A 13,024-nucleotide genomic window follows, 5' to 3' on the forward strand; every position below is an offset into this window, starting at 1 on the left:
CGAGGGACAGCGGATGAATCAGACAGAGGTAAAGAGACGGCAGGCGGAAAGACTATCCGACATCTTGATGTTTATTACGATATATGTCATGGGACGCCTGACAGGGGACAAAGGAATCGCTTACACAGCGGTGGCTGCGACAGTCTGCGCGCTGCTGTGGATCGCGGTCAGCGGGAGCCTGTCGGATGCCCTGGGCAGGCTTCTGCGGAGCAGAAAAAATAAAGGACAGTACAGGAATATCGCCAGGATGAGGGGCAGCGCCATGGTGTTCCAGATGGCGCTGGGGCTGGCCGGCAGCCTGTGCCTGGCAGCGCTGTCGGGAGTCGTTTCGGAGAAAGTCTTCCGGATTCCCTATAGCTGGCTGATATTGCTGGCGTTTTCCCCCATAGTGCTGCTTCGGACCATTTCCGCGGTGCTGACAGGGTATTTTCAGGGGGAGGGCTCGGAGCTTCCCAAGGCCATTGCAGGAATCCTGAGGCAGGTATTCCTGTTGGGATTCGTGATTCTTTTTTCCCATTTGGTGGGGGGATACGGAGAAAAGGTGAGCAGCCTGCTGCGGCAGGAGAATTACAGCGCCATGTACGGCGGCCTGGGGATTGCCCTGGCGGTCAATTCTGCGGAACTGTTCGTCCTCCTTTTCCTGGGGCTGATATATAAGGTGAGCCGCCGCTCTGAGAGGAAAGGGAAACAGGAGGCTATGTATGCCACGGATTCGCGGTGGGAGTGCGTCATGCACCTGTACAGCGTCAGATGGCCCCAGTTCCTGACAGCGGTGTGCGCGTTTCTGCCCTTTGCGCTGGGGCTGTTCTTCAGCTGCCTTGCCTCGGAGGATATAGAGCGGACAGCTGCGGAATACGGGCTGTATGCGGGGAAGTATCTGGTGGTGTGCGGGGTTGTATCATCGGTGATTACAATTGCGGCGCTGCCTGTCATCGGGAAGATATTCCAGTGCTTCAAGCGGGATGAGAACCGTTTTGCCAGGACAGTCTTCCAGAGCGGGGTCCACATAGGCCTGGTTCACGGCATCTTCCTCTCGGTATTCGTGGCGGTGATGGGAGAGCAGCTTGCGGATCTTCTGTGTCCGGCAAATGCGCAGACCGTGACCAGAATGCTGCAGTTCGGTTCGGCCCTGATTGGCTTCGGAGCACTTTCCGGGTATTTCAGCAGGCTGCTGCATTCCCTTGGGAAAAAATATCCTGTGCTGATAGCGGCGGGCGGAGCGGATATCCTTTTCGTGATAGTCGTCATGCCCGGCATCAGTAAAAGCGATGTGATGTCGCTGGTGTACGGCGGCGTGGCTGCTGTTGTCATGTTCTGTGTCCTGTCAGGCGTGTTCGCCTACAGACAGCTGCGGGTGAAGCCTGACTGGCTGGGCACTTTTGCGGTACCCATGGGAGTCGGAGGCGGAGCGGGGCTGATATGCCTGCTGATAAGAAAGCTGCTCTCCGCGCATCTGGGCAGTCTGATGACGCTGCTGGTGGCGTTTGCGCTGGCCGGGGCAGTGTACTGGATTGCGTTGCTTCTGCTGCGGAATTTCAAAGAACAGGAGCTGGAAGCGATTCCGGGCGGGCGGCTGATTGGCATGCTGGGACAGCTGCTGCGGGTTTTTTAGCGAAAAGTAATGTTATAATGTGAATAAACGGATGAAAAACAGCTGATACTGATTACAAATGGAAAAGAAGCATTCCATGGAAAAGGTGTCCATGGAAGATGGTTTCCAGGGAGAATGCTATGAAGTATGTAAAAAGTATCAGCTTATTCATTGTATATCCCCTGCTGGTGCTGGGGCTTGGTTTTTATGCGGGCGTGAAATCCTCCCATTACTTTTATCCGGGAGAGGAGACGGAAGAGGACGCCCGGATTCTTTCGGAGGTTTCTTCGGAAGAGGACGCGCAGAATGGACAGGCTCCCGGTACTGAGGGAGAGAGCGCCGGGGCACAGCCCGATCCGGGGCAGTCGGTGGTGATAAATGACCTGCCGGAATTGCCGGAGGAAGAGGCCGCGGAGGTCATGGTCTCTGCGGAGACCCTCTGCGTGGATACGAAATATGTGCTGGAGGAGACAGATGTGCTGTACCACACGGTGGTGGAGACCACATGGAGGCTGCCGGACAAGTATGTGGGCATGAACAGGGAGCAGTTCCTGCAGGCCATGGAGGTCTATGAGGCTTTTCCGCCCCTGTCCGAATTGGAGCGGGGATTCGTGGGTCTGGAGGTGCTCTCCTTTTCCAGGGAGCGGGTTGTGGTGCGGATGGACTATAAATTCGTACAGCCCAGCAGCAGCTTCTATCTGGCAGTATACGACAATGAAGTAGTAGTCTATCTGGAGGATATGCAGACGGTGTATATCGAGACGGACATCACCCTGGATTCCCTGCCGGCGCATCTGCAGCAGAATATCATCGATATGATGTGGATCAGGGATGAGGAGGAGCTGTACAGTTTCCTGGAAAATTATTCCAGCTGATCCGGTGGGAAGAATATGGCCCGTGCCGATTGCGCGGGCATGGCGGGAAGCGTGGAAGACAGAGGATATAGGGAGATTGGTTTATGGGAAATACGGTGGGCATCGTAGGCGGCGGAGCCGCCGGGATGATGGCGGCAATTACGGCGGCGAGGAATGGAGAAAGGGTCACGCTGCTGGAGAGGAACGACAGACTGGGAAAAAAGATACTTTCTACCGGTAACGGGAAGTGCAATCTGGGAAATGAGAGGCTGGAGGCAGAGGCGTATTATACGGGACGGCCGGATATGCTGGAGGATTTCCTCGGGCGGTTCGGCACGGAGGATACAATCTCCTTTTTCCAGAGCATTGGATTGCTGATAAAGAGCAGGAACGGCTATCTGTATCCGGCCAGTGAGCAGGCGGCGGCTGTGCTGGATGTGCTGCGCTATGAGGTAAAGGCCGCGGGGGTGGATGTGGTGACGGACTTTAAGGCGGAGTCCGTTGAGAGGGGCAGGCGGTCGAAACTTCTTCAAGTATATGGGAAAGAGGGCGTATATTCCTTTGACCGTGTCATTTTGGCCTGCGGGGGAAAAGCGGCGCCGAAGACAGGCTCTGACGGCAGCGGATACCGGCTCGCAGAACAGCTGGGACACAGCATGGTTCCCGTAGTTCCGGCGCTGGTGCAGCTCAGATGCAGAGAGGAATATCTGAAATCTGTATCAGGTGTCAGGGCGGACGCACAGATAAGCGTCTGGTTTCAGGGAAAGCGCGCGGCACAGGAGCGGGGAGAGCTGCAGCTGACAGAATACGGGATTTCCGGGATTCCGGTATTTCAGCTGAGCCGCAGGGTGAATTACATATTGGCAGGAGCCAAAAAGCCTGCGGAAGTGGAAGTGAATATTGATTTCCTGCCGGATTATACAGAAGAGGATTTCCGCATGCAGTGCACGGGCAGGAGGCTCCTGCAGGGACACCGCACGGTGGAGGAGTTTTTTACAGGGATGCTGCACAAGAAGCTGATGCTGCTTTTCATAAAGCTGGCCGGACTGAAGTCTGCAGAGGCCGTAAGCGGGGCGGACGAGAGGAAACTGGCAAGGGTTTACGAACTGTGCAGATGCTGGAAGCTTCATGTAATCGGGAGCAATTCCTATGACAATGCCCAGGTCTGCGCAGGCGGAGTGCCTCTTGACGAGGTGACGGAGTCGCTGGAGTCCAGGCTTGTGCCGGGAGTCTATTTCGCGGGTGAGATTCTGGATGTGGACGGCAGATGCGGGGGATACAATCTGCAGTGGGCGTGGTGCAGCGGGTTCATAGCGGGAAAGCATCACGGAGGGTCCGGCGTCATGCAGTCACGGGCTCCCCGGGGAAAGGGACAGGTGGTTTGATGATCCGGGTCAATCAGGTGAAATTGAGGACTGGACATTCACAGGAGGATTTAAGGAGACAGGCGGCTTCAATGCTTCGGATTCCCGAACAGAATATAACGGAATTAAGGATTGCACGGCAGTCTATTGACGCAAGGAAAAAGCCGGAGATTTTCTACAGCTATTCTCTGGATGTGGCAGTCAGGGATGAGGAGCACATTTTACATAGATTCCGCGGAAAGGAAAATCTGGTATGCCGGTCTGAGAGAACGGAAGGAGGGCATTCCGCGGAATATCATTTTCCGACATCGGGAAAGAGGGAGAGGACAGGGCCTGTCATCATTGTGGGAACAGGGCCTGCGGGCCTGTTCTGCGGCTATTTCCTTGCCATGCACGGCTACCGGCCGATACTGCTGGAGCGGGGCAGATGCGTGGAGGAGCGCCAGAAAGACGTGGAGCGTTTCTGGGAGACCGGGAAACTGGATACGGTTTCCAATGTGCAATTCGGCGAGGGCGGCGCGGGGACTTTTTCTGACGGAAAGCTGAATACGCTGGTGAAAGACAGGGATGGCAGGAACCGGGCGGTGCTGGAGACTTTTGTGAGGTTTGGCGCAAAGGAGAGCATCTGCTACGATGCCAAGCCCCATATAGGCACGGACGTGCTCTGCACCGTGGTAAAACGGATGAGGGAGGAAATCATCCGGCTGGGCGGTAAAGTGTATTTTGAGAGCCGGGTGACGGATATCTGCGTGGAGGCCGGGCGCGTGGCCGGAGTGACGGCGGCCGGGCCGGGTGGCAGCAGGCAGCTGAAATGCGGGCAGCTGGTGCTGGCAATCGGCCACAGCGCGAGGGATACTTTCTCCATGCTGGAGAGAAGGAGGGTGCCCATGGAGGCCAAGGCCTTTGCGGTAGGTCTGCGGGTGGAGCATCCTCAGGGGATGATAAACAAGAGCCAGTACGGCTTGGAGGAACCGGGAGATTTGGGGGCCGCGCCCTATAAGGTGACAGCCAGGGCCGGGAATGGCAGAGGCGTCTATTCTTTCTGCATGTGCCCCGGCGGATATGTGGTGAACGCGTCCTCCGAGGAGGGACGCACGGCAGTGAACGGCATGAGCTACAGCGGCCGGAACGGCAAAAATGCCAACAGCGCCATCATTGTGACTGTGACGCCGGAGGATTTCGGCTCAGAACATCCGCTGGCGGGAATCGAATTTCAGAGACGGCTGGAGGAAAAGGCCTATGCCCTGGGCGGAGGAAAGATTCCGGTGCAGCGATATGGTAATTTCAAGCGGTGCGTGGAGCAGGAGAGGTGCGGTATCGGGCAGGACTTGAGCATCGGACAAGCTGTGGCACATTGCGGCGACGCGGCATCTCGGAAGAAAGAAGTTATAAACGATGAAATTCTAAGCGGTGGAAAGCATCGGATGAATGCAGTAGAGGATGCAGGTTCCGTGGAAAACATGGATTGTATAGAAAGTATAGATAATGGGGTAAGTGCAAATGACGGCTTCGGGCCTCAGTGCAAGGGAATGTATACATGGGCAGATGTGAGCCGTATCCTCCCCGGAGCCTGTAACGAAGCCATAGTGGAGGGAATGGAGGCTTTCGGAAGGCAGATCGCGGGATTCAACAGGCCGGACGCGTGCCTGTCGGGAGTTGAGAGCCGGACGTCATCCCCTGTGAGAATCAGCCGGGATGAAAGCCTGCAGTCGCAGATACGGGGATTATATCCCTGTGGAGAGGGCGCAGGCTATGCGGGAGGAATCGTCTCGGCGGCCATGGACGGAATCCGGGTGGCAGAGGCTATTGCAAAGGAGTATGCGCCGTGACGGGAGATATTTATACTGCATAACGCTGAATACTGCCTAATGCAATTATGCAATCGAACCAGTCAGCGTTATGCAGTCTGGTTTCATGGCAAGTGAAATTGTTAAGCAGTATAAATTCTATGGAGCCGGACGTGCCGCTCTGCTTTTTAAGGCAATTGATTTCGGCAACAAATAAAAAGAAATGGAGATTGATACCATGAACATGGATGAAAGAATCGCGCGCATCAACGCGCTGTATCATAAGTCCCGGAATGAGGGGCTGACGGAGGAAGAAAAGGAGGAGCAGGCGCGCCTGCGCAAAGAATATGTGGCCAGCGTCAGGGCTAATTTAAGAGGCCAGCTGAACAACATCACCATCGAAAGGCCTGATGGCTCGAAAGAGAATCTGGGAGAGAAATTCGGAAACAAAAAACATCACACATGATCGGCCGGGGCAAACCTTATCTGACAAAGGAGTGCGGTGGAGGAAGCAAGAAAACGGAAAGTGAGATATGGAAATGGACGGATGCGGTAATGGAAAAGAAATATCCCATGGGAAAAAGCAGTCCATAAGAAAAAGCGTTTTGCGGGAAAGGGACAGCCTGAGCGCGGAAGCCCGGGAGAGGGGAGACATACTGCTCACAGAACGGATTCTGGGACACCAGTGGTTCTACCGTTCGGAATATTTCCTCTGCTATGTGAGTTATGGAAGCGAAATCTCCACCCGCAGCATCCTGACGGAGGCGCTGAAAGCCGGAAAGAAAGTATATGTGCCCAAGGTGCTGCAGGATAACGTGCCGGAGATGGATTTTTTCAGGATTGAATCCCTGCGGGAGCTGCTTACAGGATATAAGGGGATACCGGAGCCTGCGGGAGACACTGAACGGTATGCCTGTGCGCCTGAGACGGCTGAGCGCACATTGATGCTGATGCCCGGCGTAGCATTTGATTCGTTTCGGAACAGAATCGGATATGGCAAGGGATTCTATGACAGATACCTGGCGGATAATCCGCTTCTGCAGATGCGCGCCATAGCGGTGGGATATCGGTGCCAGCTGCTGAGAGAGCTGCCGTTTTCTGATACGGATATGAAGCCTTATCAGATTATCTGTGTCTGACGTTGGCTGAAGAATATTGGGATTTTTATTTCTAAAATGCGGTACGGAGGCATTGACTTTTTGCCTTTCCTGCCATAAACTTTAGGAAGCTGCCAGAATTCCAGACATAGAAAGCGATATCCGCAAAGGGAGCATATTTTCAGCGGCCAGGCTGTGGCAGTTGGAATCAATTATGACGCGGGGACGAAAAAACACAGCTGCATCATCAGGAGAGTATGGACGGTAATGAGAGGTATGAATTTAAAAGATTTTTTTTACGAAAATCCGAAGATCGCACTGGCGTTTTCGGGAGGCGTGGACTCGGCCTATCTGCTCTATGCGGCCATGGAAAACGGGGCGCAGGTTCGGGCCTATTATGTGAAGTCCGCCTTTCAGCCCCGGTTCGAGCAGGAGGATGCCAGACGGCTGGCACGGGAGTTGGATGCGGACATGCGGGAGCTGGAGGCGGATGTGCTTGCTTCTTCCGTGATAGCAGCAAATCCCGCTGACAGGTGTTACCATTGTAAGAGATTGATATTTGCCGCCATTGCCGGGGCTGCGGCAGCGGACGGATTCCCGATTCTGATGGACGGGACCAACGCTTCGGATGACGCTGGGGACCGCCCCGGCATGCGGGCCCTGCGGGAACTGTCGGTCCGCTCGCCGCTTCGGGAGTGCGGACTGACCAAGACGATGATTCGACAGCTGTCGAAAGAGGCAGGCCTGTTCACCTGGGACAAGCCTGCCTATGCCTGTCTTGCCACCCGGATTCCCGCGGGGACGGAGATTACGGAGGAGAAGCTCCAAAAGACAGAAGAGGCGGAAAAATATCTGTCCTCTTTGGGGCTGGCGGATTTTCGCGTAAGGATGATTCCCGCAGGCGGCGGGCAGGACGGTCCCGGCGCCCCTGCCGGCGGAGCGTCATGGGGGACGGAGTCCGGAGTGTATAGGAAGACGCCGGCGGAAGACACCGCGCGCCTGCAGGTAAGGGAGGGGGATATCCCGTTGCTGCTGGCAAGGCGGCAGGAAATTCTGACGGAACTGAAAAAATATTACGGCGCGGTGCTGCTGGATCTGGAGGTGCGGAAATGAATAACGAGGTAAAAAGGATACTGGAGGCCGTACAGTCCGGCGAAATGTCCGTGGAGGACGCGCTGCTGCGCATTAAGGCAGAGCCTTTTGAGGACATCGGCTACGCGAAGGTCGATCTGCACCGCAGGATACGCCAGGGAGCTGCGGAGGTCATCTACGGTGCGGGGAAGACGCCGGAGCAGATAAACGGCATCATTGACGTGATGGAGCGAAACGGCCAGAAGACGATACTGGTTACCCGCATGTCCCGGGAAGCGGCGGAGGCTGTCGGCCAAGAGCATGCTCTGGACTACCATGAAGATGCCGGTGTAGGCATCCTGGGGGAGCTGCCGGAAGCGGACGGCCTGGGCAGAATCGTGGTGGCCACAGGGGGGACCAGCGACATCCCGGTGGCAGAGGAGGCGGCCCTGACGGCGCAGGTGCTGGGAAATGAGGTGGTGCGTCTCTATGATGTGGGAGTCGCGGGCCTCCACCGGACCCTTGCACATCTGGATGACATCATGGGGGCCAGCGTCATCATCGCTATTGCCGGCATGGAGGGAGCCCTTGCCAGCGTCATCGGCGGCCTGGCGGACTGCCCTGTGATCGCGGTGCCCACCAGTGTGGGATACGGTGCGTCCTTTAACGGATTGTCGGCGCTTCTGTCCATGCTGAATTCCTGTGCCAGCGGCGTGTCCGTGGTGAATATAGACAACGGTTTCGGGGCCGGGTATCTGGCCAGCATGATCAATCATATGGCTGGGGCGGGCAGCGAATGTGCCTCGCGCAGAGTGGAATGAAGAAAATTCCGGTCATGCAAGGTGATATCCACGGAGGGAGGCTTCAATGGGAACATATCCGCCCCCCGGAAACAACGGATTTCGGGAAATCCTGCAGTCGGAATATGTAGATAAAGCAGGACTGACCGTATTGGTCAATGAGACAGTGGGAACCATGTTCCTGTGATTCATGTGACCTTTTTGACAGGAAAGAAATGGCGCGAACGAAAGAGTATCTGAGTCATCTGAACCGGTATCAAAGAGACGGGCAGGATAAGTTTGAGAGGAGTGGAATTCTATGAAGACATTATATTTAGACTGTGGAATGGGTGCTGCCGGGGACATGCTGGCAGCGGCATTGCTGGAACTTTTGCCGGACGGGGATGAGTTTCTGGGAGAGGTGAACGCCCTTGGGATACCGGGGGTGCATATCAAGCGAGAGGCTGCTGTAAAATGCGGGATTACCGGGACGCATATTTCGGTGACTGTCAATGGGGCGGAAGAGGAGAGCCTTGACCATGGACATGGGCATCTGCATGGACATCATGACGGCCACAGCCACCATCACAGCAGTCTGCACGATATAGAACATATCGTGCGAGATCATTTGCCTCTGCCGCAAAAGGTCAGGGACGACGTCATGGCTGTCTACGGACTGATCGCCGAGGCGGAGAGCCATGCCCACGGAATGCCTGTCACAGAGATTCATTTCCACGAAGTAGGAACAATGGATGCCATTGCGGACATCACGATGGTATGCCTGCTGATGGATAAGCTGTCCCCGGATGAGGTGGTAGTATCGCCTGTCCATGTAGGCAGCGGCCAGGTCAGATGCGCCCACGGCATCCTGCCTGTTCCGGCACCGGCCACGGCCCATATTCTGAAAGATGTGCCGATTTATGGAGGAAACGTGACAGGAGAGCTGTGCACGCCCACCGGGGCGGCGCTTCTGAAACATTTTGCCATCCGCTTCGGCAGCATGCCTGTGATGCGTACCCAGGGCATCGGCTACGGCATGGGCAGGAAAGATTTTGAAGCGGCAAACTGTGTGCGGGCGATTCTGGGGGAGACGGAAAGCGGGACGGATTCTGTCCTGGAGCTTTCCTGCAATGTGGACGATATGTCAGCGGAGCAGGCGGGCTTCGCCATGGAACGCCTCTTTGAGGGCGGGGCGCTGGATGTCTATACCGTTCCCACAGGCATGAAAAAGTCCCGCCCCGGCCTGCTGATCCGTGTCCTCTGCAGAGAGCGGGACAAGGAGAAGATGCTGGGCCTGATTTTCCGGCATACTACCACCATCGGCGTGCGCGAAGCGAAGATGCAGCGATATGTGTTGGACAGGAAGATGACGGCTGTAGAGACGCCATACGGGACTGTCCGCCGCAAGGAATCTGCGGGATACGGCGTAAAGCGGACGAAATATGAATATGAGGACATTGCCGCCATTGCCAGGGAGAAAGGAATCAGTCTGGAGGAAGTGGCAGCTTTGATAGAAAGTCTTCCCGGGAAAGTTGACGGATAATATTATATGCATATAATTCAAAGCGGATTTGAACGGCATTGAAACGCTTTGCATATCTGGCCAAGGCCCTGTGCGGCACCTGGCTTCGTTTGATTCGGAGGGAAAAGATATGGAATACAGCAAAGGAAACAACTGGTGCCTTCATGAGGAGGGAAAAAGGGAAGAAGCATCTCCGGGGGTCGAGCGGAGAGTGCTGGCCTACTGCGATGAGCTGATGTGCGTGGAGAATACGTTCCGCGCCGGGGCAATCGGCGCCATGCACCACCATCCCCACACGCAGATCACCTATGTGGCCGGCGGGAGATTCCGCTTTACAATCGGGGATGTGACGAAAGAGGTGAAAGCGGGGGACGCTCTGCTGAAACAGAATGACATCATACATGGCTGCGAATGCCTGGAGGACGGTATTTTAGTGGATTTCTTTACGCCTATGCGGGAAGATTTTGTAATAGATTAAACGTAGACGTGATTTTTTCAGTATGATATAATGAACTTGACCCGCTGATATTTTGCGCTTTGGGAGATGATACAATGCCGAACAGCGCAGGAATAAGGGGACAGGCCCATATGCTGAATGCCGGGAGAGAGAATACGGCAGACACGTATGAATGACTAAAAGACGATTTAGCTGTTAAGCAGTATAAGATGCAGAAAGGAGACAGCCATGAGCAGCATGAGAGGAATCGATACCCCTGTCCGCGAGCGCAGGAGAAGAGTCTTTAAGGAAGTGGCAAATCTGGCGTACCATTCAACGAACTTAAAGGACGACATGGAGGCGCTTCCCTACAAAATCGTAGATTACGAAGAGCCGCTGTACTGGGAGAGCGTATACCGCGACCGGGCCATCATCCGCGAGCGCATCCGCCTGGCCATGGGCATGAGTCTGCGGCCGGAGAACAGGGAGCATCCCGGCCACCTGACACAGGGGCTGGAGGAGAGCGACATCGATGAGAAATATTATGAGCCGCCCCTGATGCAGGTCATCCCTTCCGCCTGCAACGCCTGTCCCGAGGACCACTATGAGGTCACAAGCGCCTGTATGGGCTGCGTGGCCCATCCCTGCCACAGCGTATGCCCCAAAGGCGCTATCTCCATGGTGAACGGAAAATCCGTAATCGATCAGGAGAAATGCATCAAATGCGGGAAGTGCAAGGCTGTGTGCCCCTATGACGCCATCTGCCACAAAGAGCGCCCATGCAAGGCGGCCTGCGGCGTAAGCGCCATCAAGTCTGACAGATTCGGCCGCGCCTGTATAGACAACGATATGTGCGTATCCTGCGGGATGTGCATGGTCAGTTGCCCTTTCGGAGCCATTGCGGACAAGTCCCAGATATTCCAGCTGATCCGCGCCATGCAGTCAGGCCGGGACATCGTCGCCCAGGTGGCGCCCGCTTTTGCCGGCCAGTTCGGGCCCAAAGTCACGCCGGAGATGTTCAAGACGGCTTTGAAAGAGCTCGGCTTCAAGGATGTATATGAGACGGCCATCGGCGCGGACCTTGGCTGCATGGCGGAGGCAGAGCACTATGTCAAAGAGGTGGCCACCGGGAAACAGGACTTTGCCCTGACTTCCTGCTGTCCCTCCTGGTCCGTGATGGCGAAGCATCTCTTCCCGGAGACCATTGACAAAATCAGCAACGAGCTGACCCCCATGGTGGCCACGGCCAGAATCATCAAGCAGGAGCACCCGGATGCCCTGGTGGTGTTCATCGGCCCCTGCGCCTCCAAGAAGCTGGAGGCCAGCCGCAGGACGGTGCGATCCGATGTGGACTTTGTCATTACCTTTGAGGAACTGACGGGAATGTTCGAGGCGAAAGGGATTCTTCTCGAGGAAATCAAAGCCATGGACGAGATGACGGATGCCACCGGCGCAGGCCGCGGTTACGGCGTGGCAGGCGGCGTGGCCGGAGCCATCGAGGAGTGCATCAGGACCTATTACCCCGGCACGGAGGTAAAAATCGAGCATGCGGAAGGGCTCACAGAGTGCAAGAAGATGCTCCTCCTGGCGAAAGCGGGCAGGAAGAACGGCTGCCTGATAGAGGGGATGGCCTGTCCCGGCGGCTGCGTAGCCGGAGCGGGGACCAATATCGCCATAAACCAGGCTATGAAAGAAGTGGCGAAATTCAAGGCCCAGGCCAAAGAGAGCGTGCCCTCGGAATCGGATAATCCATAAAGGCGGATTTCAGCGCTATCCGGAATAAAATAATCCCTGCCTTTATAAATGCTGCCAGTGCAGTCGTTTATAGAAGCAGGGATTTTTTCAGCAAATCTGAGGAATCAGCTCCGCCAATTTCTCGGCGAGAAGCCTGTGGCTTTCCAGGCTTAAGTGCATATAGTCATAAGGGTACATCCCCATGCCGGGAATAGAGGCCGCATCCAGGAAATGACAGCCCAGGCGCTGGGCTACGCTGCGGAAAAGGGGTACGATGGCCCTGGACTTTTCTACGCAGTCAATTCCCATTTCTCCCTGGATTTCGGTTCCGTTATAGCCCTCTTCGATGGGGGGCGGCGCAATGACGAGAATGTTTGCCTTTTCCCGCCAGGCTTCGGTTGTGTGCAGGGCCTTTGTCACAAGGCGCTCCATACCCTTTGCTATGTTCGCCGGGGTAGCGGCAAAGCGCTGCTTTACATCGTTGGTGCCCAGCATGATAATCAGCAGATCAAGGGGCTCATGGGTCATCATGCAGGAATGGATGGCCGAGAAACCGTTCAGTCCCTCGAAAAGGGGATCTTCGAAGGATGTGGTCCTGCCGCTTAAGCCCTCCTCCCGGACAAGGTATCCTGAACCCAGCAAATCTGCCAGTATGCAGGGCCAGCGCTCTGCTTCTGTGAACCTTCCCATATTGGATGAATTGTAGCCATGTGTGTTGGAATCGCCGAAACATACGATTGTCTTACTTGTGCTTCCCATTTTTTCCTCCAATGCCAATGAATTTTCAGA

Annotated in this window: 12 protein-coding genes; 11 read left to right on the plus strand and 1 reads right to left on the minus strand. The window is 55.6% G+C overall.

Annotated elements, in window-relative coordinates; translation table 11 throughout:
- Positions 1–13: 13 nt before the first annotated feature.
- The 11 genes from NFS35_RS02680 (at position 14) to NFS35_RS02730 (ending at position 12,256) form a co-directional block, all read left to right on the plus strand.
- On the plus strand, positions 14–1,612 hold the full coding sequence (locus NFS35_RS02680; protein WP_251205597.1) for an MATE family efflux transporter: 1,599 nt from the start codon (positions 14–16) through the stop codon (positions 1,610–1,612).
- Positions 1,613–1,731: 119 nt separating this feature from the next.
- Positions 1,732–2,466, plus strand: coding sequence for a hypothetical protein (locus NFS35_RS02685; protein ID WP_251205598.1), 735 nt, complete (start codon positions 1,732–1,734; stop codon positions 2,464–2,466).
- 83 nt (positions 2,467–2,549) lie between these two features.
- Complete coding sequence (locus tag NFS35_RS02690) at positions 2,550–3,830, plus strand: aminoacetone oxidase family FAD-binding enzyme (protein ID WP_251205599.1); 1,281 nt, start codon at positions 2,550–2,552, stop codon at positions 3,828–3,830.
- Positions 3,830–5,638 (plus strand): NAD(P)/FAD-dependent oxidoreductase, encoded by a 1,809-nt coding sequence (locus NFS35_RS02695; RefSeq protein ID WP_408629621.1) that lies wholly within the window; start codon positions 3,830–3,832, stop codon positions 5,636–5,638. The genes NFS35_RS02690 and NFS35_RS02695 overlap by 1 nt, the downstream gene beginning before the upstream one ends.
- Before the next feature lie 196 nt (positions 5,639–5,834).
- Positions 5,835–6,062 carry a DUF896 domain-containing protein gene (locus NFS35_RS02700; protein ID WP_330639969.1) on the plus strand — a complete coding sequence of 76 codons (228 nt, stop codon included), beginning with the start codon at positions 5,835–5,837 and terminating at the stop codon, positions 6,060–6,062.
- Between the two features lie 67 nt (positions 6,063–6,129).
- Complete coding sequence (locus NFS35_RS02705) at positions 6,130–6,735, plus strand: 5-formyltetrahydrofolate cyclo-ligase (RefSeq protein WP_251205601.1); 606 nt, start codon at positions 6,130–6,132, stop codon at positions 6,733–6,735.
- Positions 6,736–6,960: 225 nt separating this feature from the next.
- The gene (gene larE / locus NFS35_RS02710; protein ID WP_330639970.1) at positions 6,961–7,806 is read left to right on the plus strand and encodes an ATP-dependent sacrificial sulfur transferase LarE; all 846 of its coding nucleotides are present in this window, start codon (positions 6,961–6,963) and stop codon (positions 7,804–7,806) included.
- Entirely contained in the window at positions 7,803–8,585 is a 783-nt protein-coding gene (gene larB / locus NFS35_RS02715; RefSeq protein ID WP_251205602.1) for a nickel pincer cofactor biosynthesis protein LarB, read from the plus strand. Before larE ends, larB begins: the two co-directional genes overlap by 4 nt.
- A 277-nt stretch (positions 8,586–8,862) precedes the next feature.
- Positions 8,863–10,086, plus strand: coding sequence for a nickel pincer cofactor biosynthesis protein LarC (larC, locus tag NFS35_RS02720; protein WP_251205603.1), 1,224 nt, complete (start codon positions 8,863–8,865; stop codon positions 10,084–10,086).
- A 109-nt stretch (positions 10,087–10,195) separates the two neighbouring features.
- Positions 10,196–10,543: a cupin domain-containing protein gene (locus NFS35_RS02725; protein WP_251205604.1), complete on the plus strand. Its 348-nt coding sequence runs from the start codon at positions 10,196–10,198 to the stop codon at positions 10,541–10,543.
- 216 nt (positions 10,544–10,759) lie between these two features.
- Positions 10,760–12,256: a 4Fe-4S dicluster domain-containing protein gene (locus tag NFS35_RS02730; protein ID WP_251205678.1), complete on the plus strand. Its 1,497-nt coding sequence runs from the start codon at positions 10,760–10,762 to the stop codon at positions 12,254–12,256.
- A gap of 87 nt (positions 12,257–12,343) precedes the next feature.
- On the opposite strand, the gene NFS35_RS02735 is transcribed toward NFS35_RS02730, so the two are convergent.
- Positions 12,344–12,994: a GDSL-type esterase/lipase family protein gene (locus tag NFS35_RS02735; protein ID WP_251205605.1), complete on the minus strand. Its 651-nt coding sequence runs from the start codon at positions 12,992–12,994 to the stop codon at positions 12,344–12,346.
- Between the last annotated feature and the right edge of the window lie 30 nt (positions 12,995–13,024).

This window comes from Acetatifactor aquisgranensis (assembly GCF_943193215.1).
Classification (GTDB): domain Bacteria; phylum Bacillota; class Clostridia; order Lachnospirales; family Lachnospiraceae; genus Acetatifactor; species Acetatifactor aquisgranensis.

What these genes read in the sequence shown, in the direction of transcription:
- NFS35_RS02680 (WP_251205597.1), top strand. Translation starts at nt 14, where the DNA reads ATGAATCAGACAGAGGTAAAGAGACGGCAGGCGGAAAGACTATCCGAC.
- NFS35_RS02685 (WP_251205598.1), top strand. Translation starts at nt 1,732, where the DNA reads ATGAAGTATGTAAAAAGTATCAGCTTATTCATTGTATATCCCCTGCTG.
- NFS35_RS02690 (WP_251205599.1), top strand. Translation starts at nt 2,550, where the DNA reads ATGGGAAATACGGTGGGCATCGTAGGCGGCGGAGCCGCCGGGATGATG.
- NFS35_RS02695 (WP_408629621.1), top strand. Translation starts at nt 3,830, where the DNA reads ATGATCCGGGTCAATCAGGTGAAATTGAGGACTGGACATTCACAGGAG.
- NFS35_RS02700 (WP_330639969.1), top strand. Translation starts at nt 5,835, where the DNA reads ATGAACATGGATGAAAGAATCGCGCGCATCAACGCGCTGTATCATAAG.
- NFS35_RS02705 (WP_251205601.1), top strand. Translation starts at nt 6,130, where the DNA reads ATGGAAATGGACGGATGCGGTAATGGAAAAGAAATATCCCATGGGAAA.
- larE (WP_330639970.1), top strand. Translation starts at nt 6,961, where the DNA reads ATGAGAGGTATGAATTTAAAAGATTTTTTTTACGAAAATCCGAAGATC.
- larB (WP_251205602.1), top strand. Translation starts at nt 7,803, where the DNA reads ATGAATAACGAGGTAAAAAGGATACTGGAGGCCGTACAGTCCGGCGAA.
- larC (WP_251205603.1), top strand. Translation starts at nt 8,863, where the DNA reads ATGAAGACATTATATTTAGACTGTGGAATGGGTGCTGCCGGGGACATG.
- NFS35_RS02725 (WP_251205604.1), top strand. Translation starts at nt 10,196, where the DNA reads ATGGAATACAGCAAAGGAAACAACTGGTGCCTTCATGAGGAGGGAAAA.
- NFS35_RS02730 (WP_251205678.1), top strand. Translation starts at nt 10,760, where the DNA reads ATGAGAGGAATCGATACCCCTGTCCGCGAGCGCAGGAGAAGAGTCTTT.
- NFS35_RS02735 (WP_251205605.1), bottom strand. Translation starts at nt 12,994, where the DNA reads ATGGGAAGCACAAGTAAGACAATCGTATGTTTCGGCGATTCCAACACA.